Raw genomic sequence first — 25,661 nt, forward strand, 5'->3', positions numbered from 1 at the left:
CCACTTGGCGCTCACGTTAATATGTCGTAGATTATTCCTAAAATCAGCCTGTAAATTCTCAAAACTACCACACTGTTATGACATCAGAAATTGTAGAAAACCAAGTAGAGGATATAAGTCAGCTCATTGTCCAGACCGTCAGGGATTTTGCCGCGCGCCAGATTCTGCCTCACGTTCGGGAATGGGACGAAACGCAGCACTTTCCGCTGGAAACCATGCGCCAGTTGGGCGAACTGGGGCTGTTGGGCGTATTGGTTCCCGAAGAATTCGGCGGTGCCGGACTCAATTACCGAGCCTACGTCAGCGCACTGGTTGAAGTCTCGAAAGTCGACGGCGCGATTGGTCTGTCGATGGCGGCCCATAACTCCCTCTGTACGAATCATATTCTGACCTTTGGATCGCCCGCTCAAAAGCAGCACTACCTCCCCCAGCTCGCTACCGGCGAATGGATTGGGGCCTGGGGGCTGACCGAACCCAATACCGGTTCCGACGCGGGCAACATGCGGACCGTCGCCGTCCGGGACGGTGATCACTGGGTGCTGAACGGATCGAAGAATTTTATTACCCACGGAAAAAGTGGCCACGTGGCCGTGGTCATTGCCCGAACGGGCGAACCCAACACACCCCACAACGCTACTGCCTTCATTGTAGAACGCGGCACAGCCGGTTTTTCGGGAGGCCGAAAAGAAGACAAGCTGGGGATGCGGGCGTCGGAAACCACCGAAATGCTGTTTCAGGATTGCCGGATTCCCGACAGCCAGCGGCTGGGCGAAGTCGGCGACGGTTTTGTGCAGGCGCTCAAAATTCTGGATGGTGGCCGGATTTCGATTGCCGCCCTGAGCCTCGGCATTGCGCTGGGGGCGTATGAACACGCGCTGAAATACGCTCAGGAACGCCAGCAATTCGGGCAGCCGATTGCCCGGTTTCAGGCCATCGGTTTTAAACTGGCCGATATGGCCACCACCATCGAAGCGGCCAAACTCCTCACCTACCAGGCTGCGGATTTGAAAGATGCCGGCAAACCGGTCACCAAAGAGTCGGCCATGGCCAAACTCTACGCGTCGGAAGTAGCCGTCAAAACCGCCGACGAAGCCGTGCAGATTTTCGGTGGCTACGGCTACACCAAAGATTTTCCGGTTGAGAAATATTACCGCGACGCCAAACTCTGCACCATCGGCGAAGGAACCAGTGAAATTCAGCGGGTGGTGATTTCGCGATTGCTGCTCTCTTAAATGAAAAAGCGGGAAAGCCTTCCCGCTTTTTCTGCCTTTTCACAGTTCAACCAACCTACTTTTCTTTTCCGCTTTCTTGTCGCATTTTTTGACCATCGCCTGGTGTTACCTTCTACGACGGTCGTGGTGGCAGTGGATATAGCCGGTTTTTTCTACGCAATGGCTGCCGGGCATACGGCAGCCAGCCCGAACGTTTTCATCATCTGAACCGCTTTTAACGTTTTTCCAACCATTTCGATTTTCAGTCAGAAAGGTCTTTTTTTTGAATTAAAATGCTATTAATCTGGCTTTAAAAGAAGATTAAAGCTTTTCGCAGGGCGGTTCTGCTGCTTGATTGCTCCTAAAAACCGGTAAAGGCGGTTTCTTCTTCCGGCCAGTAAGCGTTCTGCGGCTTCGATACTTGAACATTTTCCGGCCAAGGAGCGCCCTCCTCTTTGCAGGGCCATCCCGCGCTCTAACCATTCATTGATGTTTTTTTCTACCTATCCTGATCGATCTTGGATGTATCCAGTAAATTCTCCGAGATTTACCGTATATTGAAATCATCTTAACCGTACGCCACTCATGGGATATGTCTTTCTTACGCTTGCTTTTCTTGCCCTGGTCGTAGTCTTTGCCACGGTCAAAGTGGTTCCGCAACAAACCGCCTACGTCGTTGAACGGCTCGGGAAGTTTTTCGCCGTACTGCAACCGGGGGTTAATTTTATCATTCCGTTTTTTGACCGCGTTGCGTATAAACACAGTCTAAAAGAAACCGCCCTGGATATTCCGGAGCAGATTTGCATCACGCGCGACAACGTGCAGGTGCGCGTCGACGGCGTTATTTTTATCCAGATCATCGATCCGATGAAGGCCTCGTACGGCATCAGTGACTACCGGTTTGCCGTCAGTCAGTTGTCGCAGACCACGATGCGGAGCGAAATGGGGAAAATCGAACTCGATAAAACCTTTGAGGAACGCACCACGATCAACCAGGCGGTGGTTCACGCCATCGACGAAGCCGCCATCGGCTGGGGTGTCAAGGTCCTGCGTTACGAAATCAAGAACATTACGCCCCCGCAAACCGTGCTGAATGCGATGGAGAAACAGATGCAGGCCGAGCGCGAAAAACGGGCCGTCATTCTGGAATCGGAAGGACAGAAACAATCCTCGATCAACATCGCCGAAGGGCAGAAACAAAAAGTGGTGCTGGAATCGGAAGGCTTGCGACTGCGGCAGATCAACGAAGCGTCCGGGCAGGCCGAAGCCATCAAGTCCATCGCCGACGCGACCGCCGAAAGCATCCGCAAAATTGCAATCGCCATGCAGGAAGAAAATGGCATGAGTGCGGTTCAGCTCCGGGTGGCCGAACAGGTCGTCGCCCAGTTTGGCAACCTGGCCCGCACCAACAACACGCTGATTCTACCCGCCAATTTCGGCGACCTCTCCTCCATCATTGCCAGTGCGATGACGGTGGTCAGGCAACAGGAAAAAACGCATTAACGTTTCCGGTTTGGGGTATTCCGTTTTCGGTACCTGACGCGCCGATTGTTCCGGTGAACCCACCCAAAACCGTATTCCCAACCCCGTAAACGGTCACTTCAATCCGTAAACACCATGACACTTCTGCAAATATGGGCCATTCTGGGCCTTTTGTTTCTGGTTGCTGAATTAGTCAGCATTTCGTTCGTGTTTGCCTTTCTGGGTGTTGGCGCCCTGACAACGGCGCTGTGTACCTGGATGGGCCTGACCCCTGACATCAGCGCCCAGTTGCTTTGTTTTTCCGTCGTCACGATCATTACCCTGGTAGCGGGTCGAAAACCGCTCCGGCGCTGGTTTGAGTCCCGGACGAAAAAGCAGGAATACCGCGAATACGTCGGCGACCGCGCGACCGTTGTCCAAACGATTCCGGCGCACGGGGAAGGCCGGATTTTCTACCGGGGCACCGAGTGGATTGCGGTTTCGGACACCGATGAATCGATTCTGGCCGGAAAGCCGGTGGTCATCAAACGCATGGATGGCATCCGGGCGATTGTAACCTCCGCCAGCGCCGTCCTTGAACGGACGGATTGATTGCCAGCGGCTATTTCCTTCTTCTTTTGAAAACCGGCCCGGCAAAGCCGGTTTTTTGTTTTAGAAGCTCTAAGAAGCGATTTGTGTACGGGCCGATCCCTCGCTCATCCGCAAATTTTCCAACTTTTTTCTAAAAACCGGATTAACCTAACCAGCAACCTAATGTCAATGACCTAACGATCTGCTCATGGTGATTCCAAAATCACAACAACCTGTTAGTGAACGTAGTGCCGGTTTATTACTCCCGGTCACCTCCCTGCCATCGGCCTTCGGCATTGGTGATCTGGGGCCGGAAGCCCGGAATTTTGTGGATTTTCTGATCCGAAGTCGCCAGAAATACTGGCAAATCCTGCCGCTCAACCCCATTGAACCCGGCTCGGGTTATTCGCCGTACAGTACGTATTCCAGCATGGCGGGGAATACGGGGTTGCTGAGTCCTGAACTGCTGGTGCAGGATGGCCTCCTGAAGGCTGCGGAGCTGGCCCAATGGCGTCTTCCGGCGACCAGCCAGGTCGATTATTCGGGCGCGGCCCAGGTCCGGGAGAAGTGCTTTGAACGGGCCTATCGATCCTTCTGTCAAAAACCAAACCCCACCCTCGCTGCTGATTTTCAGGAATTTTGCCAGCAGGAAGCGGCCTGGCTCGACGATTTTGCGCTCTACTGTGGTTTAAAACGGACTTTTAACGATACCCCCTGGCATCAATGGCCCACCGAATTCCGGTTACGGAAACCGGAAGCCCTCCAGGCGTTTTCGGTGCAGCAGGCCGATGACCTGCAACCAATCAAGTGGTTGCAGTTTCTCTTCGACCGCCAATGGCAGCAACTGCGGACCTACTGTCATCAATCGGGCATTCAGTTGCTGGGCGATTTGCCATTTTACGTCAGTTATGATTCCGCCGACGTTTGGGCTCATCCCGACATTTTCGGCCTGGACGCGAACGGGCAACTGAACGCCGTCGCCGGGGTTCCGCCCGATTATTTCAACGCCGAAGGACAACGCTGGGGCATGCCGGTTTTTCGGTGGAACCGATTAAAGGAACGAAAATACGACTGGTGGGTGCAGCGCATCCGTAAAAATGCCAAGCTGTTCGATCTGGTTCGCATTGACCATTTCCGGGCCTTATCCGAATACTGGGAAATTCCGGCTGAAGAAACGACGGCGATCCGGGGCGAATGGAAACCGGGGCCAGGGCATGATTTTTTCCGAACTCTGGCCAACGAACTGGGCGAATTACCGTTCGTTGCCGAAGATTTGGGCGACATCAGCGAGGAGGTCTATCAGCTCCGCGACGCATACGGTTTACCGGGCATGAAGGTGATTCAGTTTGCTTTTCACAACGATTTGCCCCAGTCTCCGCACAGTCCGCACAATTATACGCCCAATTTCATCGCCTATACGGGAACGCACGACAACAACACGACGCGGGGCTGGTTCCGCCAGGACCTGTCGCCTGCGGATCGCAAAAAAGTCCGGCACTACGCCGGAAAACCGGTTTCCGAACGCAATGTCCACCTGGTGCTATCGCAACTGGTGTATGCCTCGGTGGCCCGGACGGTTATTCTGCCCGTTCAGGACGTGCTTGGGCTCGACGAAACCGCCCGGATCAACACCCCGGCCGCTGCTCAAAACAACTGGCTCTGGCGGTTACTGCCGGAACAATTGACGGAGGATGCCGCCCATCAGTTGCGGGAATGGGTAACGTTATACAACCGCTGGTAGACCCGGAACGGTATGTTTCCGTACCTACCGACTTTAGTCCGTGAATCTTGTAAAAAATATCACGGACTAGAGTCCAGGCGTACAGGTTATGCAGAAAAGAACCGTATTGATTACCGGCAGCACCAGCGGCATCGGGCTGGCGATTGCCAAAGCATTTGCACAGGAAGGTTATAACCTGATTTTCAACGGGCTGGAAACGGACGGCGCCCAAACCGCAGCGGCCGTAGCGGAAGAATACCAGATCGCGCACCTGTTCGATCCGGCCAATATGCTCCATCCCGAAGCTCTGCGGACGCTGGTGATGCGCGCCGAACAACGCTTTGGCTGCATCGACATTCTGATCAACAACGCGGGGATTCAGCATGTTTCGCCCATCGAGGATTTTCCGGAAGAAAAATGGGATGCGATTCTGGGCGTCAATCTAAGCTCGGCCTTTCACCTGACCAAAGCCGTCTGGCCCGCCATGAAGCAGCAACGGTTTGGCCGGATTATTACCATTGCTTCCGCCCACGGGCTGGTGGCGTCCGAGTTTAAAAGCGCCTATGTGGCGGCCAAACATGGGGTAGTCGGTTTTACCAAAACCATTGCCCTGGAAGGAGCGCCGTACGGCATCACCGCCAACGCAATTTGCCCCGGCTACGTCCGAACCGCCCTGGTTGATAAGCAACTTGCCGACCAGGCCGCGACCCACCATCTTTCGGAAGACGAGGTTGCCGAGAAAGTTCTGCTGGCCAAACAGGCCATTAAACAATTTATTCCGACCGAATCCATCGCAGCGATGTGCCTGTTTCTGGCAACAGAAAAGGCCGCAACCCTGACGGGTGCGGCCCTTTCCATCGACGGGGGCTGGTCGGCCCAATAACCGGAAAACCAGCCACCTGACGTTTTACTTGATCGCTTCAAAAACCGGGTTGCCGATGTTTCCGCTCGGTTCCAGAATGTGCAGCAGGGCCGAAACCGTGGAGGCAATATCGGCAATGTGCGTCCGGCGGGTCGTTTCGCCCGGTTTGATGCCCCAGCCGTAGAACAGCAGCGGAACGTGCGTATCGTAATTGAAAAGCGTTCCGTGGGAGGTTCCGCCCTTCTGGTAACCCTGCAACCAGCCAGGCTGCGTTACAATGTACAGGTCACCACTCCGTTTTGCGTTATACACATTGCGCAGCAGGGGCATCCAGTATTCCGGCACCGACGTGTTACCGATATCGTGCAGATTGATTACATTTTGGATACCCGGCTCTTTCAGCAGGGCGATTTTAACCACTTCCGCAACCTCCGAAATTTTTACTTTTTTCTCCCGCAGCAGATCGTGGTTCAGGTAAACCTGCCCGTTTGCGTCTCCCACGATCCATTTACCCGGACCGAAGGCATCGGTGATGGCCTTGGTCGTTGCCGCCCCGATTTTATTGCCATCCAGAAAACCGCCCGGCACGTTCATGCTTTGCGAATACGCCGGGTTATCGGCGGCTCCGTGGTCGGCCGACAGGAAGGTGAAGTAATTGCCCTTCCCGACCTGTTCGTCCAGCGTCGTCAGCAACTCCGCAATTACTTTATCGAGCCGCAGGTACTCGTCCTGCACCTCAATGGACGACGGGCTAAACCGGTGCCCAATGGCGTCGGGGGAAGAAAAACTTACGCAGAGAAAATCCGTTTCCGGGCCTTTGCCCATGTTCTCGCCTTTCAGGGCCGCAACCGCCATTTCTTTCGTCAGAATATCGCCGAACGGGCTGGTGCGCAGGGCTTCGTATTTACTCCCCAGCGAAGCCACCGCCTGGTGCGGAAAAACCGCCTTCGGTTCGCCCGCCAGCGGGTTTTCAAACGGGGTATCATCGACCGTGCTTTCCACGTACTGATTGATTGGCAGGACGGTTTCCCAGGCCTGGGTCAGGTATTTGTCCGACAGTTTTCGGGCATTAAAATCTTTCGCCCACTGCGGTTGTTCTTTCATATAAAACGTACTCGAAATCCAGCTCCCGTCTTTTGAATCGTACCAGTAAGCCGCGTTGGCCGCGTGACCGGCTGGCAGAATGGCCCCCCGATCCTTCATCGCCACCCCAATGATTTTCGAGCGACCCTGGGTGGCTATTTTCAGCTGATCCGTGACGGTGCTTACCAGCAGATTACGCGGTGACATTTTCCCGGCCGAGGTGGTGTTCCCACTCGCCGTAACCGCCGTAACCGTCGAATCCTCCACGCAATACATATCCCGATCCAGCCGCCGGTCGTACCAGTCGTTGCCGACAATCCCGGAGATGGCCGGTGCTGAACCCGTATAAACGTGGGCGTGGCCGGGTGCCGTGATCGTGGCGGCATAATGGTAATGGTTGTTGCGGGCGTTGAAACCGTCGCGCATCATCCGCTTAAAACCGCCCTCACTGTACTTGTTGTAATACCGATACAGGTAGTCGTAACGCATCTGATCCACAATGATGCCAACCACCAGTTTCGGGCGGCTCAGGGTCGACGAGGTTGTAGCCGGTTTTTTCGGGGCCGACTGCGCAAAAGTCAGGACGGGAAGCAATAAAAAGGAAGCAAAACGAAGTAATTTCATGCCAAATAAAAAAGGGATTGGGTTACTGTACTCCAAAAGTAATGAACATTTCCCGTACACGAGTCGTTAGCCGGTAAATGAATTGTGAAAGATGCCATCAACCCTTGCATTTAAGCCTTCCCACATAGGCAACCGGGGCCTGTATTTTGCCGCAGCCATTCTATTGGGATGGGGCAGTATGCTGGCGTTTTTGCTCCGGTATCCCATTAACTGGCAAAATCCGCTGACCTACTTCTTTGTGCTGGTTCAAATGCACCTCTATACGGGCGTTTTTATTACCGCCCACGATGCCATTCATGGTGTCGTGGTTCCTCAAAACCGACGACTGAATTACTGGGTTGGTTTTGTGTGTGCCACCTTGTTTGCCTTCAATAATTTCAACCGACTGAGCCGCAAACACCACCTCCACCACCGGCACTCCGCCACCCACGACGACCCGGATTTCCACGATGGCAATCCTGCCTTTCTGGCCTGGTATTACAGCTTTCTGAAGGAATACATATCGATTGGACAGATTCTGCTGATGGCCATAACCTATAACATCCTGAAAATCTGGCTCCCGATGGAGAATCTGATTCTGTACTGGATGGTTCCGGCGGTGTTGAGTACGTTCCAGCTTTTTTTCTTCGGTACCTACTTACCCCACCGCGGAGAACACCAAAACCCGCCCCACAACGCCCGGAGCCAGCCGCTCAACCACGTCTGGGCTTTTCTGAGCTGTTATTTTTTTGGCTACCACGCCGAACACCATGCCTGGCCCTACCTGCCGTGGTGGAAACTGCCGGAAGCACGAGAGAGTGTTAGGAGTGATGAGTTAAGAATTATGAGTTAAGAGTTAAATGCATCAGCCAACTCTTAACTCATCACTCTTAACCCATAATTCTATTTGCTGCGTTCGATGGTATACTGCACCAGTTGTTCGAGGGACGTGCGGTAGGGGGATTGGGGGAAGGTGGCCAGCAGTGCCTGCGCTTCATCGACGTAGCGGGCCATGACCGTTGTGGCGTATTCGATTCCGCCCGACTTTTTCACGAAATCGATCACTTCGGCCACCCGTTTCGGGTTCTCGCTTTCGTTCTTGACGATGTTGATCATCCGCCGTTTTTCGGTCCAGCCAGCGTTGTTAAGCGCATAGATCAGCGGCAGTGTCATCTTCTTCTCCTTGATATCGATGCCGAGCGGTTTGCCTACTTCCACTTCGCCGTAATCGAACAGATCGTCTTTGATCTGGAACGCAATTCCGACTTTTTCGCCGAACAGCCGGGCGGCTTCCACCACTTCCGGTATGGCCCCCACCGATCGGGCACCTACCGCGCAGCAGGCCGCAATCAGCGTGGCGGTTTTCTGCCGGATAATTTCGAAGTAAATGGATTCGGTAATGTCGAGCCGCCGGGCTTTTTCGATCTGGAGCAGTTCTCCTTCCGAAATTTCCTTAACCGCCCGGTTGATGAGTTTGAGAAACTCAAAATCTTCGTGATCGACGGCCAGAAAAAGACTCCGGGAAAGCAAGTAATCGCCCACCAAAACTGCAATCTTATTCTTCCACAACGCATTGACGGAGAAGAAACCGCGCCGGTAGTTGGAGTCGTCCACCACGTCGTCGTGGACCAGCGTGGCCGTATGAACCAGCTCGATCAGGGCGGCTCCCCGGTAGGTCGAATCGTTGATGGTGCCGCATACCCCCGCCGTCAGAAACACAAACATGGGCCGCAATTGCTTGCCTTTCCGGCGCACAATATAGGTCATGATCTGGTCCAGCAACATCACTTCACTTTTCATAAACTGCCGGAATTTGTGCTCAAACGTTTCCATTTCGGCAGCAATCGGCGCTTGTATGTTCCGGATCGATAGTGGCATCAGTACGATCAGTTCGTTGGTCAGACGAACCGTATTCAGGGCGCAAGTATACCACTCAAACGTGAACTTCGGGGCAAAACTTTAAAAAATTATGGATACTGAAGTATGAACGATGCCCGGAAAGCTGTTAATTAAGCGTTGGATTCATCATTCATCATCCATCATTATCATTCGATTCATGCGTGCACTGGTCTTAGGGGGCGGTTCACTCAAAGGGGCGTTTCAGGCGGGTGCCATTCAGGCGGTTCTGGAAGCCGGTTTTGAGCCGGAAGCTATTTACGGAATATCGGTCGGGAGTCTCAATGCGGTTTTTCTGGTGCACGAAGCCGGTAAACAATTCGCTGAACACGGGACCATCAATTGGCCGAAAGTCGGTCGGCACCTGATCGAATTCTGGATTCGCAACATCACCCGACCCGAAGATGTGGCCGAAATCCGCTCGCGGTTGCTGATGGGCTATAACACGGTAATGAGCCGCTTCGACGGGTTGCTGGACAATACCCCCCTGCAAAATCTGATTAAAGAGGCCATCAAACTTCCGACGCTCGTCAACAGTCCGATCCGGCTGAAGGTCGGCGCCGTCGACATCATTCATGGCGATATGGTGTATGTGGACAACGAAGATCCAGCGATTCTGGATTATGTCATTGCCAGCAGTTCGCTACCCTTTCTGATGCCCGCCGTCTGCATCGGCGGTGATCGCGAAAAAATGTTTCTGGATGGCGGTTTGCGGGAGGTTGCGCCCCTCAGGGAAGCCATCGACGACGGTGCTAACGAGCTGGTTTGTGTGGCCTGTCATGCCAAACGGATTTTTACGGAGAAGTTCAATTACCGCAACCTGCTGAACCTGGTCGAACGGGTGAAGGATATTACGGTCAATCAGATCGTCAACAACGACATTGCCTGGGCCGAACGCTGGGTCGAGCGGGAAAAGCTCCGGGGAAAGGAAATGCACCTGACGCTCGTCCGGCCCCAGGAACCCCTCTACCTGAATCTGATGAAATTCTCCTCCGAAGATATTGGCCGGCTCATCGTACAGGGATATGAAAACGCGACCGAGGTGTTACGGACGGCAGGCATTGGGCGGCAAGTCGACTAATGCCGAACAAACCGGCTCGCCCGGGAGGCTAACTATAATCGCTGATTCGCGTCAATTTGCCGTTTTTCTGTTCAAAAATACTGACCCCCCGAAGCGCCATCGTATCGCCGGCTTTCAAACCGTTGGGCAGGTCGATGGCCAGGGTTGCCCGGTAATCGATCTCGACCGCGGCTGATTCCGCGCTGATGACCAAAAACCGGATGGTCTGCTGCCGCTCGCTGAAATACGCCAACGACTGATTGGCCAGGTCTTCGAACGCCTGCCGGGTGGTGGTTCGGATCACGCCCGAAACGTTGGAAACATTTTCGAAAACGATCTGCTCATCGACCAGCGCCAGCATGGCCGGAACATTCTTGGTGTTGTAGGCTTCAAGATACGCCCGAATTAAGTCTTCCATGCGTTAGTTTAGCGATTGCTTCGTCCACGGACGCCACAAAATTAATCCGACCCACCTGGTTGCTTTCGTACATGAAATCGCGCAGACTTTGACTGGTAAACTTCGAAAAATCCCCAACCACCGCCAGTTGAATCCGGTACGTCGAGAATTTCTGAAGAATGTCTCCTGCCAACCCGGTTTTCAGATCGAAGAAACCAGGCGTCAGGTGTTTCTCCTGAACAATGATTTTCTCCGCCCCCTGATACGCGCAGTTGGCGAGCAAATCCAGGGCATCCTGCACCTGCTGAATGACAAACTGATCGGATCTCAGCTCCGCCAGGTCAACGCCATTGACGTTCATGAGATGTATTTCCATCGGTCTCGTTTTGAATAAAGGCTCCTAACAACAAAGGTATACGTTGGCCAACGCATTTCCTTCCCAAACCGGATACAGGCAATGCGGTTATTAGTTAAACAGCGCCCTCACGTCTGCCGGTCGATCCGTTGTCAGGATATCCGCACCCGTTTTAAAAATCGCCCGGTATTCACCGGCCACCTCCCGAATCGGTTTTTCGTCCGGATTACCCGGGCCATACGTTCCGGCGGTACAGGGAATCCCATCTTGGTGAACCCGTTCATAGAACTCCTTTTTCTGACGCGACGCCAGCGCAATCAGGTGGTGCAGCGACAGCCCGGCTTTCCGCAGCGCATCGCCGTGATCGGCCTGGTTGAACCCCAGGGCAATCCAGAGATTGGGGTAGTTTTTCCGCAGCAAAACCGCATCGTCCACCGAATAACAAATGATAAAAACGCTGTGCAACGCACCCCGATCGACGATGGTCTTCATGACTTTTTCCAAATCGACACCCGGTTTGGCATCGATCGCCATCACGACCCTGCCAGCGCCCCACTGCAAGACGTCATCAAACCGCGCGATACGCTGGCGGGTGGGGTTGCCCCGCAAATCGCGCAGAAAAACCGCCTTTAAGTCGGCCCAGGTCTGCGCTTTCAGCGAACCGGTGCCCGTGGTCGTCCGCTCAATTTCGTCGTCGTGCAGCAGGACCAGCACGCTATCCCGCGTCATCCGGACATCCATTTCGAGAATGGCCTCCGGTACCTGCTCATTCAGATGCCGGAAGGTTTCCAGGCTATTTTCCGTTTCAGAAGGTGTGGGCCCACCCCGATGCGCCAGGATCAGCGGCACGTTCCGATCCGGCCGATACGCCAGAACCTGTTCCAGTGCCTGCGCGGTCGAAAACCCCGAACCGCTCTGCGCGTACAACAGCGAATACTTCAGCAGCACGAAACTCCAAATCAGTAGTTTTTTCATTGCCATTCCCAAAAAATTGCCCCCGCCGAACGAATCCGGCGGGGGCAAATCCTTACTTTCCAATCAATTAGTTAAAGATATACCGAATACCAATTTGTGCCTGGTAAACCGCATTCAGGTTTTGAGCCGGCAAGAACGAGTCTTTCAACAGCGTGGTCTGACCTTTGAACGATTGGGTCGCCAACCGGTAGGTTGTTTGTCCCGTCGTGGTGTTGACCGTCGCCGTCAGCGGGCTGGACGTAGAGGTCCCCGTCGAAGCCGTCAGGGCGTTCCCCAGGCCCCAGCTATCGTTCAGCAGGTTGGCGAAGTTCAGAATGTCGGCCCGGAGCTGGATCGTATTCCGTTTGCCTTTCACGCCAACCGCCACGTAAAACTCCTGCACCAACGACAGATCGAACCGGGTCAGCCAGGGGTATTCTCCACCGTTCCGTTCGGCATACTGCCCGCGACGGGTTTTCAGGTACTTGTTATTCTCGATATACGCTTCGAACGCAGCGGCCTGTTGTTCCGGTGAGTAGGTCACGGCCGTTGCTCCCGAACCAACCGTCAACGGCGTGAACGTCAGCTCAGAGGCCGTTTTCGGTACGTAAAGCAGGTCATTCGAGTTCTGACCGTCGAAGTTGACATCCTGGTTGTAAACGTAGGAGATTTTGCCCCCGCTGTTGCCGAGGAGACCCAGGGTAATGGCCGTCGAACCACCGAATTTACCGCCGTAGTTCAGACGGTACGTTGCGTACCCAACAACCCGGTGCCGCATATCCTGATCCGAATACGCCGTGGTCAGGTAGTTCTGTCCCAGCACGGACGGAACGTTTCCAACCACCGTACTACCCACAACGGCCAGGTCGCGGGCTTTGCCGTACGTATAGGCCAGCGACCCGCCGAAACCCCGAACGGCCGGTTTTTCCAGTTTCGCTGTGACAATATACGAGTTCCCCTTATTGGTATTTCTCAACACAAACGCGTTGGCAATCTGCGGATTGTAGTAACGGGCGGCTGCCAGACCAGAGCTTGCCACCCCATAGGCCGGAAACACCGGGCGGTTGTCCGGCCCGCTCAGGGTTTTGCCGGCTTCGGGCGCTTTCAGGTTCGCATCGATATAACGCAGGGCCTGAATATTTTTGTTATACACAAACTCCAGCGTTCCGATCAGGCCCCCGGGCAGTTTCTGATCGATGGCTACGTTGGTTTTCCAGATTTGCGGGTATTTCAGATTCTGATCCGATGCGTTGATCACGTAGGGAGCCAGTTTGGAAATATCCACGTTGGCCGGATTGGGCCGAATGGCTTCCGGCAGTTTGCTCGGGTCCGTCACAAACGGAACAGCCGTCGTGTTGGTCAGGTTGATGACCGCCGTATTCACCCCGTTATTGCCTAACTGATTGGACACGAGTACTTCCGGAATACGGGATACGAAAATCCCGCTACCACCCCGGATTTGCGTCGTTTTATCCCCTTTCACATCCCAGTTGAAGCCCACACGCGGTGACAGCAGCAGGCGCGGTTTCGGGAACGATCCGGTGGTGATTTTGTAATTCTCACCATTTTCGTTCTTGAACGTCAGACCGGCCACGATCGGGTTGTTGAAGTTTTCAGCCGTGCTGTTGTTGTAGTGAAAAACATCACCCCGCAGACCCAGCGTCAGCTTGAAGTTCGGCGTGGCCTGGAACTCGTCCTGAATGTAGGCACTGTACAGGCTCCGTTTCAACGTTTGCAGCGGTTCGCCCCCGCCCGGAATGAGCGAATAGCGCAGGTTATAACGAGCGACCGGTACGGGTGAAGTCGTTGCGTTCGGATTGTTGATCGACGCTAAAGCCGCCTGCTTGAAATCGTCGATGGAGTTATAGACATAAACCCCGTTCGACGACGGGAAAAATACGTTGTCTGAGGTATAATATTCGTATACCACACCAGCGGTGAGGGTGTGCTTACCGGCGAAATAACTGAAGTTATTCGTGACGTTCATCGTCGAATAATTCAGCTGGTTATTCGGGGTAAACGGATCGAACCCAATCGAGGTGTAGGTACTACCGTCTTTCAGAATATCGATAGACGGGAAGATACCCGTCTTGTAGGTCCGGTCTTCCAGCTGTTTGTTGTACGTAACAATCAGGTTATTGGCGAATTTACCCCCGAAGTTCGAGGTCAATTCGGCGGCCAGCGAACGGGTGTTATCGGCAATGATATACCCGGAGTTTTCCGGTGAAATCGCCAGGGCGCTGTTCGTCCGGTTTCCATTTCCGGCGGTGTTGCTACTGTTGCTGTTGCTGATGAGCGATCCGGAATCTGAATTGTGGTGTGAATATCGGACCGACAGTTTGTGCTGGTCGTTGATGTTATAGTCCAGACGAATCAACCCTTTGAAGCTGTTCACATCGTTGTTGAAACCGTCGAGAGCCCCCAGGCTCCGGCCAAAGTTGGTTTGCATGAACTGCGACAGATCCTGCATATCGGCCAGCGTTACGCGGGAAACCTGGCCACTGGCACCCTGTCCACGATCGAGGCTCCAGAGCATAGCCGGGGTACTGCTTTTATACATCTCGCCGTTGACGAAGAAAAACAGTTTGTTTTTGATGATCGGGCCACCCAACCGGAAACCGTACGTTTTCTCGTTAATGTTGGGTTTCGGCGTAATTTCATCGCCATCGGCCGTTTTACCCACCAGGCTGTTGTTCCGGAACAGGTGGTAAACCGATCCCTGGAATTCGTTGGTCCCGGAGCGGGTTACGGCGTTGATCCCTGCCCCCGTAAAACCGGATTGGCGAATATCGAAGGGCGCCACGTTTACCTGAAGCTGGTCAATGGCATCGAGCGAAACGGCGGTTGTCCCGGTCCGGCCGCCGGCCAGCGCCGAGCTCCCCAGACCAAATCCGTTGTTAAAAACCGAACCATCAATAGTGAAGTTGTTGAAACGCGGATCCTGACCGGCAAAAGACTGCCCGTTTCCGTACGCATTGTATTTCGTAACGTCCGTCAGCGTCCGGCCAATGGTCGGGATGGAATTGATGGTTTCCCGTCCGAACGAAGCGGCAGCCCCGGTCCGGTCGGAGCTAAAAATATCGCTCCGGTTGCCAGAAACCACGATTTCTGATAACTGGGTGCTTTCGTCCACCATCGAAAAATCGACGTTGGCCGCCGTACCCAGGCTGGCTTCAATGCCTTGTTTCGCTTGTTCTTTAAAGCCGATAAACGTAGTAGTTACCGTATACGGCCCCCCAACGCGAACATTCGGGAAGGTATACCGACCTTCATTATTGGTGACAGTTCCGTAGCGCGTCCCCGACGGGGTATGCACTGCAATTACCGTAGCACCGGGAAGTCCATCGCCTTTCTGATCTTTGACCAACCCCGCAATGGAAGAGGAGGTTACCTGTGCCTGAACCTTACTACCACTGAGGACAGTCAGCATCAGCCCCCATGCGAATGCAATAAGCCAGACAGACAGTAATTTTCTGTTCATACAAATGTTCGATTTGGTTAAATTTGGTTATGAAGCGTATCCTTAACTATTTAAGTACAGTTCCTCACAAAGAAACGACATTTTTTTTTGTGACTCAAGTACCCGTTCTTAGTAAAGTACTATAATAACCGTTTAACCAACAAGCATTCTACAAAAACTCCACAAATCTGTTTTTATCGTTCAATTTCAGCCCATTATTTTTTTATTAAGAAACCATCCGGGTGTTCTGCCTTTTTGTAAAAATCCTATATAATATTCTATTATTCAGATAATTAACACAAATAATCCCCTCCTCTCCTTTGGCCTCGAACCTGGTTTCCAGAACCTTTCCGGCTATCTTTAAGTAATACAAATTGGAAAACTTAGTTTACGGTTTAGCCTTTCATCGACATGATTCAACAAACGGAAATATACAAACTGGCCCAGATGGGCCTATCTACCGGTTTTATTCAAAAAATGGGCCCTGAAACGGGCCATCATCCCGGTTTTGCCTTTCCTCATCTGCTGACCGGTGCCGCCACCGATGCCGTTGTGCTGGAACTGGGTCATGGCGAAGCTCTCCTGAGTGTGACGCATTTCGCCACTCCCTTTGTGGATGAGCCATTCAACTATGGCCGGATTGCCTCGGCCCACTCGCTCAATCGCATCTATGCGCTGGGCGGAGAGCCGGTTTTGGCCACCGCCACCCTGGGCTGGCCGTCCGACCAGCTACCCACCGAAGCCGCCGAACAGGTCGCGGAAGGTAGTCGCTCGCTTTGCGCCGAAGCCGGTGTTCTGCTGGCCAGCATCCACCGGATTAAAAGCCCCGAAATCTATTTCGGACTAACCGTGACGGGCAAAGTACGGCTCCATCACCTGAAGCAGACCAGCACGGCTACCGAAGGGTGTTGCCTGTATCTGACCAAACCGCTGGGCCTTGGCATCCTGACCACAGCCATGCAGCAGGATTTACTGAGCCCGGAACAAACGGAGCTGGCTCTGGAGCACCTGACACACCTAAATACCTTTGGTATTTTTCTGGGGAAATTACCCTACGTCAAAGCCGTTGCCCCGGTCGGCAGCACCGGTTTACTGGGTGCGCTGACCCACCTTGCCGAAAGCAGTGGCCTGAGTGCCGACATCGATTTTCACAACGTTCCGGTTTGGCCGGATCTGGATTCGTATCTATCCCCGGCAGCCCTTTCGTCCAGGGCGCAAAGCACCTGGAATAGCCTGGCCACTAAAATCAATGAGGTACCGGACGAGCAGCAACGGATTCTGGCCGATCCGCAACCCAACGGAGGGTTGCTGATTGCCGTCGATTCGCGGAGTGCGACAGAATTTGAACAGGTGGCGTTCGAGCATAAACTGTACCTGAAGGCGTTCGGGCAGTTGATCGAGCAGCAGGAGAAGGTGGTATATGTACGCTAAGCCATGTCCACGGGCTTAAACCCGAGAACCCCAGGCTCGACTTGTGGCCAGATTTCACGGAATCAAGTCCGTGGGTACGGAATCTTTTCTACTTTTGTTCCCGGGCATTAAGCTCGTGAGTACGCCGTATGAAACTATATTATCGCCAAACCGGCGAAACCGGTACACCCATTATCATCCTGCACGGTATTTTCGGCTCGTCCGATAACTGGCTGACGGTTTCGAAATCCATTGCCGAACACAACCACCGCGTGTTTCTGGTCGATCAGCGGAACCACGGTCGATCCCCGCGCAGCGAGGTGCTGGATTATGACTCCATGGCCGCTGATTTGCAGGAATTTATCACCGACCACGGACTGGAAAGCCCCATTGTGGTAGGGCATTCGATGGGGGGAAAAACCGTCATGCAATTCGCCATGGACTATCCGGGCCAGTTCAGCCGACTGGTTGTGGTCGATATCGCACCGAAGTTTTACCCCATTCACCATGCCGAACTCATCCGGGGCTTAAAAGCCATCGACCTCGCCACGCTCAAAAGTCGTAACGAGGCCGATGAAATTTTAAGTCGCTACGAACCGCTCACCTACGTCCGGCAGTTTTTGCTCAAAAACCTGTACCGGACTGAAGAGGGCCGGTTCGACTGGCGATTGAACCTGCCCGTCATCGAGCAGGAACTACACGGTATCGGGGGCGAATTGCGCAACGTCCGGATTGTCACCGAGCCGACCCTGTTTATCCGCGGGGGCGACTCCCGCTACATCCGGGAGGAAGACCAGGCCGAAATCAAACGCCTTTTCCCTAACAGCACGCTCGAAACCATCGAAGGAGCCGGCCACTGGGTCCAGGCCGAAAAACCCGCCGAGTTTGTCGACGTGCTGATGCGGTTTCTGAAGAATGATGAGGTATGAGTTAAGAATTAAGAGTTGGCTAACGCATTAACTCATACCTCTTAACTCATCATTCTTCCACCCACGTCAGTTTGTCTTCGATGGGCTTCCGGACCGCCGGTTTTTCCCGGTCGTCGTGGTAGCCCATGTAGAAAAGCCCGACGCACTTCTGGGTCGGACTCAGGTTCAGGAAGTCGCCCAGGGCGTCCAGATTGCCCGGTGTACTCCAGTAGGCGCCGACGTTCAGGGCGGTGGCCGTCAGCCACATGTTTTGCACCGCGCAGGCAACCGAAGCCAGTTCTTCCCATTCCGGCACTTTGTCGGAATGCAGCTGCATGTTGATGGCCAGCACGCAGGACGCCCGCAGAATTTTGGTGCGCGTCACCTCAAACTTGGCTTCCGAATACATCGCCGGTGGTGTATTCTGCCGGTATTGCTCGCCCAGAAAATCCGCCAGTTTGGTCAGGCCGTTCCCCCGGAAAATCGTAAACCGCCACGGCTGCGTCAGGCGGTGGGTCGGCGCGAAATTGGCGTTGGCCACAATGGTCTCCACCACCTCACGGGGAATTTCTTTATCAATGTATTCGGGCGGGAAATAGCTCCGCCGGGTCCGAATGATCTCGTTTATCGTATCAAAAGTATCCTGCATAATCAAAAACGATTAAAATGAAACCGCAAAACTAACCAATCGGCCGTATTTGCAAGCCCGTATTCTACCCTCCGGTCCGAGAATATTTCACGCCGATTCGCTACGGGAACGCTCGCCCGACTAACTTGCGAAACTATCCTTCGCAAACCGACAGGCCCTCTGGTTTGTTTCGGTTGGTGTTTCTTTGCTTTACCATGCCGGTTTTATACTTGATTCCCACAATTCTGGCCGAAAACACGGCCGATCAGGTTTTGTCCCCGCAAATCCGCGACGTGATTAGTCAGACAACGGTATTTTTTGTCGAGAACGTCCGCACGGCCCGCCGATTCATCAGCAGCCTGAAAACCGGGGTCGTCATCGACGAACTAACGTTTTATGACCTCCACAAAGACACGCCCGAAACCGACACCCGGCAGCAGCTTCAGGCGCTGAAGCAACAAAACCGGGATGCTGGCATTTTGTCCGAAGCGGGTTGCCCCGGCGTGGCGGATCCCGGCGCGGTGGCGGTGCGGCTGGCTCATCAGTCGGGCTGGCAGGTGCGGCCGCTGGTCGGTCCCTCCTCGATTCTGCTGGCCCTGATGGCGTCGGGCATGAGCGGGCAGTCGTTTGCGTTTCACGGGTATTTACCCATCGAAAAACCGGCCCGGCTCCACGAGATCCGGCAGTTGGAGCAGGAGGCCCGCAAACGGCAGCAAACGCAGATTTTCATGGAAACCCCGTACCGCAACAACCAGCTGCTGGCCGATCTGCTGGCTACCTGCCATCCCGAAACCCGCCTGTGCATCGCCTGTAACCTCACAGCTCCCGACGAACTGGTCCGGACGCGGACAATCCGCGAGTGGAAAGCCCAAAGCCCGGATTTACACAAAAAACCCAGCCTGTTTCTGATTCTCTAACTTCGATCTTCCCATGGTTCAACTCCAGTCATTTGTTTTTAGCCCACTCCAGGAAAATACGTACGTTCTGTACGACGAAACTGGCGAAGCCGTCATCATCGACCCCGGTTGTTATGAACCGCATGAAAAAGAGGCACTGACCGGTTTTATCGGGCAAAATGAACTGAAACCGGTCAAGCTGCTCAACACCCACGCGCATATCGACCACGTGCTGGGGAATGCCTTCGTCAAGCGGACCTACGGCATCGAGCTGTACCTGCACCCCAGCGATCTGCCCGTGCTTAAATCGAACCAGATTCTGGCTCCCCACTACGGTTTTAGGGCCTACGAAGAAGCCGAAGTCGATCATTGGCTGGAAGCCGGGCAAATCATCGACTTCGGAAAGGCGCAGTTGGAGGTTCGGTTTGTGCCGGGGCATGCCCCCGGACACGTGGCTTTTGTTAACCACGCCGACCGTTTCGTGATCGGGGGCGATGTGCTATTTCGGGGCAGTGTGGGCCGTACCGACTTCCCCCTATCCGATCATAACACCCTCATGAACAGTATTCGAACCCAACTTTACACCCTTCCCGACGATTACACTGTGTATGCCGGTCACATGGACCCGACCACCATTGGCCGCGAGAAAAAAACGAATCCATTTGTGAGGATGTAAAACCGCTTTTCGGGATTTGCTGATTCCCCTTAGTCTTCCGGATTGAGGGCGAGTTTACCGTCGGCCCCGAGGTAAATGCGGTAGCGGGAGCCCCGTCGCACCGTGTACTTGTTGTACCGGACGGGGTCGGTTTTCAGCCGAAGGTAGAGCTGGGCAGTATTGGTGGGATAAATGCTTACATTGCTGGCCTGAATGGTGAATCTGGTCCATTGCTTCAGGTCCTTGCTGATCTCGAGCTGGGCGGTTTTGTTAAAGTCATTCACCAGAATAACGCTTTTCTGGCTGTAGCTGATCGTCACTTTCCGGCTCGAATCCGGCACGGGCGCATCGATAAAAAATACCTTGATGTAACTAACCTCCAGCGTATCTCCTTTCGCCCGGCTGGAATCCGCCACCACCGGACTGCCCAGCGCCCGAAGTCCCCACCCCAGCAAAGCGATCAGCAGCAGTTTCATTTGATGGCAAGACCCGGTTTTCGTTTGAACAGAAAATCCCCCGCCCCCGGCGTGGCGCCCTTGATATGGCCGTACGTCGGTTTCTGGCGGATCTGCGTTTTGTTATGCACCCCGTTTTTGATGCTATCGAAGAGTTCTTCCGAAGAAAGATATTCTTCGTCATTGGTCGCCAGCTTCTTGATAAAATACTCCAGAAACACGCTGTTGTCGGGCACTTCCTCCAGCGAACTGCCACTCATGGCTTTCCGGCTTTTCTGGTTGTATTTCTCCTCCCAGGTCTGCAACTTCTGGTTGGTCATCACCTGGTAGGTCACGATCGTCGCGCCGTAACAGGCATCGACCACCAGCAGGAGGTGCTGTGTGCGCATCTCGTTCAGGATCGATACCAGAGCCGCGTTGGAAAGGTAGCTGTCGAGGTCTTCCTGCCGGGTATCCTGCAACGCCCAGAACCCGTTATTTTCGTCGGTACTGACGCTGTGTCCGGCAAAAAAGATCAGGAGATTATCGTCACTCAGCAAACGATATGATAAGGCCGTCAGGGTGTCTTTCACCATCTTTTTGGTCGCATTCGGCAGGCGGATAATCGACGCAAAATCGTACTGCTGCCGGAGCACGCTGTCCAGCCGGGCGATGTCGCTGCGGGGGCGGTTCAGTTTAATACGCGTATCGCTGTAGTCGTTGATACCGATCAGCACAGCATGGTAGCGGGCCGTCGCCATCGACGGCCGTTTGAGTTTGGCCGGTAGCGGATACTCCTGATTCCCAGCCGTTCGGCGAATGACCGACAATTGCAGGTCATACTGCGCCAACGCCATGTTCGGGTTGGAAATATAGACAAACATGAACTTCAGGCCCGAATTGTCGAGGGTGAGTTTCCGGCCCGTCGGGTCGGTAAAACTTACCGTTGGCGTAATGGGCACTTTCAGGGTTAAATCCCTGAGGGTATCGACGTTGGCGGACAAAACCGAGTAAGCGTTCGTTTTCGACCCGCTCGACGCTTTTTCGTCAATCGTGCAGTCGCCGTAACAGTTTCGGATCGAAATGATCAGGTTCCGGTTTGACTGGATGGGTGTAACCTTCACCAGCACGGTATCACCGATACGGAGTTTAACCTGATCGGCGTCGAGTGGATAAAACCGGTTGAAATGCCGCCCGGAACCCGTCACACTGAACGCCATCGCCGGAATCGAGTCGCTTTTGAACTGCACAATCGGTTCCACCACCGACTGACCGAACAAGGGCCAACTCCCTAACCAGCACCCCATCAGGAACAAACCAAAAGCCGGTTTCATAGCAGAACAGATTTTCGTGAATTAAGGTACATAATCGCGCCTTCGGATACAAAGAGTTTTTCAATTACGGGCCGGTTTCGCTCCTTATTCCCGGAAAGGGTGCCAGATCGCTTCCCAGAATGACGTTTGCAAGCCGTACTCCTGCCGCACCTCGGCCAGAATACGCCGACGCCTGGCCGCCGGAATGTGCCGGTTCAGCCACGCAAGAATGGCGTTCGGTCCCGGATAGATCGATACCCGGTTCCCCTGAACGGTGCAGTAGGCCGACCCATCCTTCAGGACGGCGTACTTTCCAACCGGCCCGATCCACTCCAGCAACCGTTGCCCATCCGGGCTCCACCAGATGGATTGCCCTTCGGATTGCAGGGTGGTGATGAACGAACCATCCGGCGCAAACTCGGCCCGTTCAACGGGCCGATTGTGATTGAGCAAACGGAATGTGCCGGTTTTCCGGCTCCAGACAAACACCTGGTTTTCTCCGCCCTGCACCATGAGAACCTGATCGCCCGAGGGAGAAACGCCAAAAGCCGACAGGCGGTATCCTTCGGATAACCGACCGGTTTTTAACGGATAGGAGGCCACGGGCTGGCCCTGCTGGCTCCAGACTGACAACACGTCGTTGGCCCCCGCCGTCAGACCGATGATCGATGCTCCATCCGGCCCCAGAGCGGCTGCCGCCTGTTTTCCCGGCAGTTCGATTTCCTTTCGGTCTTTCCGGCTCCAGAACGACACCAGGCCATCCCGCGAGAACAGCAGAACGCCGTTTCCATCGTCCGATAAAAAGGCCCGTTTCTCCGTAAGATGAATTGGCAGACTGTCCATGCGCCGACCGTTGGCATCCCAGAAAATCCCGCCCCCGGTTTCCGTTCGGGTCAGCAAGGTTCGACGATCCGCCGAAAAAGCCATGAATTCGCCCGCCAGCGTCACCAGCCTCCGGTTCGTCCGGTCCCAGGCCGACACGGCCCGCTTCCAGTCGCTCAGGAAGATCGTGCGTGCCCCATCGGCCACCAGAATTCGACTTAGATTGGGGGGAGCGTTCAAGGAGTCGACCGGTTTTCCAGCCCGGTCCCAGACCAATACCCGACTCGCATCCGTGAGGGTTGCCATCCATGTTTCGTCCGGCGAAACGTCGAAATCCCGGATCGTTTCCGGGTGGATCAGCTCCACCAGTCGTTCGTCCTCCAGTTTCCAGAGAAACCCTCTGCCGTCCTCCGTATGGGTCAGAATGGCTTTGCCATCGGGCGAAAAAACCGCCGACGAAACCGCAGCCGAATGCGACAGTTTCCCCTTAAAATGGTTGTGGGAATCCCAGAGTTCGACATCCATATCGACCAATACCAGGGTTGTCTGGCCATCCGGGGCCAGTTCAACCGTCCTGATCCGGCGCTCATAGGCCATCGTATCCACCAGCTTTCCGGTGGCATCCCACCAATAGATCACTTTTCCCACGCCGGCGGCCATGCGTTTCCCATCGTTGGAAATGGTCATTTCCGGAAAAAGAAAATTCTTGTTCAGAAGCTGCAAGGGATGCAAAATCCGGGTGTTCCGATCCCAGCGAAACACCCGACCGTTTTTTGTGGCAATGATCAGAATGGAGCCATCCGGACTCATTTCGGCGGCCAGAACCGCATCGGGCATCATCAGCGAGTCCAGCTGCGTTTTACCGCGCTGGTCCCAGATCGTAATTTTTTTCTCCACTCCGGCCGGAACCGTCAGCAACAGACGCCCATCGGGGGAAAAACCGGCCAGCGCAACGGGTGAAAGAGCCTCCAGTCGTTCGGACTTGCTGCCAGCCGCATTCCAGATTGCCACGCGCCCTTCCTCGTTCGTCGTCAGAACGGATTGGCCGTCCGGCGAAATCGAAACCGTAGTGATGGTCGAATCCGTACCAATCTGTTTAATCTGCCGGGTTTCCAGATCGCCAAAATACAACTTGCCCGGTTCTACCAGCGCAACCACATGCCGCTGGTCATCGGACAGCTCCACCCATAAATACCGCCCGGGAATATAAAATTCTTTTTGGGGTGGCTCCGGCTGGTCCGGGTTCCACCGATAAACGCCGTTGTCTTCGGCCACCAGCAGAATGTGGCGTCCATCGTTGGAAAAACCCACTGTCCGAATCGTTGTGCTGTCCAGTTCTATTTTGGACGCATAAAGCCGGTGGTTATAAAAATGCTCGAAAAGGGCTTTCCGGTTCAGGTCGTTCGGGTCCTGTTCATAGGCCAGGGCCACCGTCACCAGCGCCTGCAGGGGGTCCATCTGGTCGGCCTGCAAAACAATACGGGTCCGGTTGGTTTTGTCCCACTGGCTGACCGCCAGCCAGACCGCCCCCAGGGCCACCGCCAGCAAAACCGACACGAACGCTACCGTGCGTTTCAGCCGGGCATTTTTCTGCCGCTGTTCTTCCAGTTCGCGCCGTTGTTCGCGCTCATGAAACGCCCGGCTAGCCTCGATAAACTGCCAGTTGGCCCGGCTCTCGGCCGGGTTCAGGCTGCGGTTCAGCTCTTCCCGGACGGCTTTTTCGTGCAACTGAATTTCCGACAGCCGGCGCAACGAAAGCAGCAAATCCTCGGCCTGCCCTTTCTCGGTGTATTCCCGGTACGCGTCTTTGAGTTGCCGAATAATTTCATTGATCTGCCGCTGTTCCGCCGAACGCCCTTTGTCGATCACCCGGGCCAGGCTGTCGTGGGCCAGTTCGTAGGTATCGTCTTCCCGCCGGACCAGCCGGGTTCGCTCCAGTTCCGTCAGAATCCGGACGAGCAGCGCAACCGGCAGCCGGGTTGCTTCTTCGAGCGACCCCAGCCGGTGTTCCCGGCGGGTGCCTTCGTAGGTCACAAAGGTTTCGAGCACCCGGGCCACCGCCGGTTGTTCATCCGGTTGAAGCTGATCGGTGATGAATTTCTTCTGTTCCGCCAGAAAAACCTCCAGCACGTCGTCGATCCGGCCCACTTCTTCCACCAGTTCCGGGGTAATCCAGACTGGCGGCTCCGGGGCTTTTTCGTTTTCCAGCCGCCACAACCGGTCGAGGTATACCTGCAAATACGGCAACTGAAAGGTATTGGTCGAACTCCGGTTATTTTCAATAATCAGCCCGACGGTTTTGGGTTCATCCACCAGCCGAACGTCTTCAATCTGGCTAAACGTCCCGATAATGACTTCCTGCAAATTCCGCCCGCTCATCGGTTCGACCCGCATTCGAAAGTCGAACAAACCGGGTAAAGCGTCTTCATACCCGTAGAGATACGCCAGAAAGTCTTCCCGAATCACCAGAATGATTTTACAGGCCAGCGACGACTGCGCGACGGTTTTCAGAAAACCGGCCAGCCAGTTCTGCTCCTCGGGCGACCCGCTGATGAACAACTCCTCCAGTTGGTCGAAAATCAGGTATACTGGACGAAGGGTGTAGCGAATGCAGTCCACAATGAGTTCGATGGGTTCGGTCCGGGCGGTTTCCTCCAGGATGTTGGTCAGGGTCGTTACCAGCGTTTGCCGCAAATCACCCCGGCGACGGATCGGAATTGCAAAATAGTCAGACGCCGGAATAGCCTGCGCCAAACCACACTGCACCAGGCTGGTTTTCCCGGTGCCCGACGGCCCGTAGACCAGCACCAGCCGCGACCGGAACAGGAGTTCGACCAATCGCTTCTGTTCCGCACTCCGTCCGAAAAACCGGCTTTGGTCGGCGGCGGTGTAGGCGTCAAGAAATTTAAACGGACTGCTGACGGGTGGTTGGGCGATCATGG

The 25,661-nt window shown here is 54.5% G+C and carries 22 protein-coding genes; 12 read left to right on the forward strand and 10 right to left on the reverse strand.

What is annotated here, in order from left to right; all coding sequences use genetic code 11:
* Window positions 1-77: 77 nt before the first annotated feature.
* The 6 genes from ACFPMF_RS07080 (at window position 78) to ACFPMF_RS07105 (ending at window position 5,866) form a co-directional block, all read left to right on the forward strand.
* Window positions 78-1,232, forward strand: coding sequence for an acyl-CoA dehydrogenase family protein (locus ACFPMF_RS07080; protein WP_379842630.1), 1,155 nt, complete (start codon window positions 78-80; stop codon window positions 1,230-1,232).
* Window positions 1,233-1,439, forward strand: coding sequence for a hypothetical protein (locus tag ACFPMF_RS07085; protein WP_379842633.1), 207 nt, complete (start codon window positions 1,233-1,235; stop codon window positions 1,437-1,439).
* A 357-nt stretch (window positions 1,440-1,796) separates the two neighbouring features.
* A complete protein-coding gene (locus ACFPMF_RS07090; RefSeq protein WP_379842635.1) occupies window positions 1,797-2,714 on the forward strand; it encodes an SPFH domain-containing protein in 918 nt (305 codons plus the stop codon).
* Between the two features lie 114 nt (window positions 2,715-2,828).
* Window positions 2,829-3,284, forward strand: coding sequence for an NfeD family protein (locus ACFPMF_RS07095; protein ID WP_379842638.1), 456 nt, complete (start codon window positions 2,829-2,831; stop codon window positions 3,282-3,284).
* Between the two features lie 187 nt (window positions 3,285-3,471).
* The gene (gene malQ / locus ACFPMF_RS07100; RefSeq protein ID WP_379842641.1) at window positions 3,472-5,004 is read left to right on the forward strand and encodes a 4-alpha-glucanotransferase; all 1,533 of its coding nucleotides are present in this window, start codon (window positions 3,472-3,474) and stop codon (window positions 5,002-5,004) included.
* 88 nt (window positions 5,005-5,092) lie between these two features.
* The gene (locus ACFPMF_RS07105) at window positions 5,093-5,866 is read left to right on the forward strand and encodes a 3-hydroxybutyrate dehydrogenase (RefSeq protein WP_379842643.1); all 774 of its coding nucleotides are present in this window, start codon (window positions 5,093-5,095) and stop codon (window positions 5,864-5,866) included.
* A 24-nt stretch (window positions 5,867-5,890) separates the two neighbouring features.
* On the opposite strand, the gene pafA is transcribed toward ACFPMF_RS07105, so the two are convergent.
* On the reverse strand, window positions 5,891-7,552 hold the full coding sequence (gene pafA / locus ACFPMF_RS07110) for an alkaline phosphatase PafA (RefSeq protein ID WP_379842646.1): 1,662 nt from the start codon (window positions 7,550-7,552) through the stop codon (window positions 5,891-5,893).
* A 91-nt stretch (window positions 7,553-7,643) separates the two neighbouring features.
* Here pafA and ACFPMF_RS07115 point away from each other — a divergent pair, with 91 nt between their 5' ends.
* Window positions 7,644-8,384: a fatty acid desaturase gene (locus ACFPMF_RS07115; protein ID WP_379842648.1), complete on the forward strand. Its 741-nt coding sequence runs from the start codon at window positions 7,644-7,646 to the stop codon at window positions 8,382-8,384.
* 50 nt (window positions 8,385-8,434) lie between these two features.
* On the opposite strand, the gene ACFPMF_RS07120 is transcribed toward ACFPMF_RS07115, so the two are convergent.
* Window positions 8,435-9,409, reverse strand: coding sequence for a polyprenyl synthetase family protein (locus ACFPMF_RS07120; RefSeq protein ID WP_379842649.1), 975 nt, complete (start codon window positions 9,407-9,409; stop codon window positions 8,435-8,437).
* Window positions 9,410-9,587: 178 nt separating this feature from the next.
* On the opposite strand from ACFPMF_RS07120, the gene ACFPMF_RS07125 reads away from it, so the two are divergent.
* On the forward strand, window positions 9,588-10,508 hold the full coding sequence (locus ACFPMF_RS07125; RefSeq protein WP_379842650.1) for a patatin-like phospholipase family protein: 921 nt from the start codon (window positions 9,588-9,590) through the stop codon (window positions 10,506-10,508).
* A 28-nt stretch (window positions 10,509-10,536) separates the two neighbouring features.
* On the opposite strand, the gene ACFPMF_RS07130 is transcribed toward ACFPMF_RS07125, so the two are convergent.
* From ACFPMF_RS07130 to ACFPMF_RS07145, 4 genes are all read right to left on the reverse strand, one after another.
* On the reverse strand, window positions 10,537-10,905 hold the full coding sequence (locus ACFPMF_RS07130) for a nuclear transport factor 2 family protein (RefSeq protein ID WP_379842651.1): 369 nt from the start codon (window positions 10,903-10,905) through the stop codon (window positions 10,537-10,539).
* Window positions 10,877-11,260 (reverse strand): DUF4180 domain-containing protein, encoded by a 384-nt coding sequence (locus tag ACFPMF_RS07135; RefSeq protein WP_379842652.1) that lies wholly within the window; start codon window positions 11,258-11,260, stop codon window positions 10,877-10,879. The genes ACFPMF_RS07130 and ACFPMF_RS07135 overlap by 29 nt, the downstream gene beginning before the upstream one ends.
* Window positions 11,261-11,350: 90 nt before the next feature.
* The gene (locus ACFPMF_RS07140; RefSeq protein WP_379842653.1) at window positions 11,351-12,214 is read right to left on the reverse strand and encodes a glycerophosphodiester phosphodiesterase family protein; all 864 of its coding nucleotides are present in this window, start codon (window positions 12,212-12,214) and stop codon (window positions 11,351-11,353) included.
* A gap of 67 nt (window positions 12,215-12,281) precedes the next feature.
* Window positions 12,282-15,674, reverse strand: a complete 3,393-nt coding sequence (locus ACFPMF_RS07145) for a TonB-dependent receptor (protein ID WP_379842654.1) — start codon at window positions 15,672-15,674, stop codon at window positions 12,282-12,284.
* 390 nt (window positions 15,675-16,064) lie between these two features.
* Here ACFPMF_RS07145 and selD point away from each other — a divergent pair, with 390 nt between their 5' ends.
* Both selD and ACFPMF_RS07155 read left to right on the forward strand, forming a co-directional pair.
* Entirely contained in the window at window positions 16,065-17,084 is a 1,020-nt protein-coding gene (gene selD, locus ACFPMF_RS07150) for a selenide, water dikinase SelD (RefSeq protein ID WP_379842655.1), read from the forward strand.
* Window positions 17,085-17,212: 128 nt separating this feature from the next.
* Window positions 17,213-17,992, forward strand: coding sequence for an alpha/beta fold hydrolase (locus tag ACFPMF_RS07155; protein WP_379842656.1), 780 nt, complete (start codon window positions 17,213-17,215; stop codon window positions 17,990-17,992).
* Between the two features lie 49 nt (window positions 17,993-18,041).
* Here the strand turns inward: ACFPMF_RS07155 and ACFPMF_RS07160 are convergent, their stop codons facing one another.
* Entirely contained in the window at window positions 18,042-18,620 is a 579-nt protein-coding gene (locus ACFPMF_RS07160) for a nitroreductase family protein (protein WP_379842659.1), read from the reverse strand.
* A 194-nt stretch (window positions 18,621-18,814) separates the two neighbouring features.
* On the opposite strand from ACFPMF_RS07160, the gene ACFPMF_RS07165 reads away from it, so the two are divergent.
* Both ACFPMF_RS07165 and ACFPMF_RS07170 read left to right on the forward strand, forming a co-directional pair.
* Complete coding sequence (locus tag ACFPMF_RS07165; protein ID WP_379842661.1) at window positions 18,815-19,516, forward strand: SAM-dependent methyltransferase; 702 nt, start codon at window positions 18,815-18,817, stop codon at window positions 19,514-19,516.
* Between the two features lie 13 nt (window positions 19,517-19,529).
* Complete coding sequence (locus ACFPMF_RS07170; protein ID WP_379842664.1) at window positions 19,530-20,171, forward strand: MBL fold metallo-hydrolase; 642 nt, start codon at window positions 19,530-19,532, stop codon at window positions 20,169-20,171.
* A gap of 29 nt (window positions 20,172-20,200) precedes the next feature.
* Here the strand turns inward: ACFPMF_RS07170 and ACFPMF_RS07175 are convergent, their stop codons facing one another.
* The 3 genes from ACFPMF_RS07175 to ACFPMF_RS07185 form a co-directional block, all read right to left on the reverse strand.
* Entirely contained in the window at window positions 20,201-20,626 is a 426-nt protein-coding gene (locus ACFPMF_RS07175) for a hypothetical protein (protein ID WP_379842667.1), read from the reverse strand.
* Complete coding sequence (locus ACFPMF_RS07180; protein ID WP_379842669.1) at window positions 20,623-21,918, reverse strand: caspase family protein; 1,296 nt, start codon at window positions 21,916-21,918, stop codon at window positions 20,623-20,625. The genes ACFPMF_RS07175 and ACFPMF_RS07180 overlap by 4 nt, the downstream gene beginning before the upstream one ends.
* A gap of 84 nt (window positions 21,919-22,002) precedes the next feature.
* On the reverse strand, window positions 22,003-25,659 hold the full coding sequence (locus tag ACFPMF_RS07185) for an NACHT and WD repeat domain-containing protein (protein WP_379842672.1): 3,657 nt from the start codon (window positions 25,657-25,659) through the stop codon (window positions 22,003-22,005).
* Window positions 25,660-25,661 lie beyond the last annotated feature (2 nt).

This window comes from Larkinella bovis (assembly GCF_042655385.1).
Taxonomy (GTDB): domain Bacteria; phylum Bacteroidota; class Bacteroidia; order Cytophagales; family Spirosomataceae; genus Larkinella; species Larkinella bovis.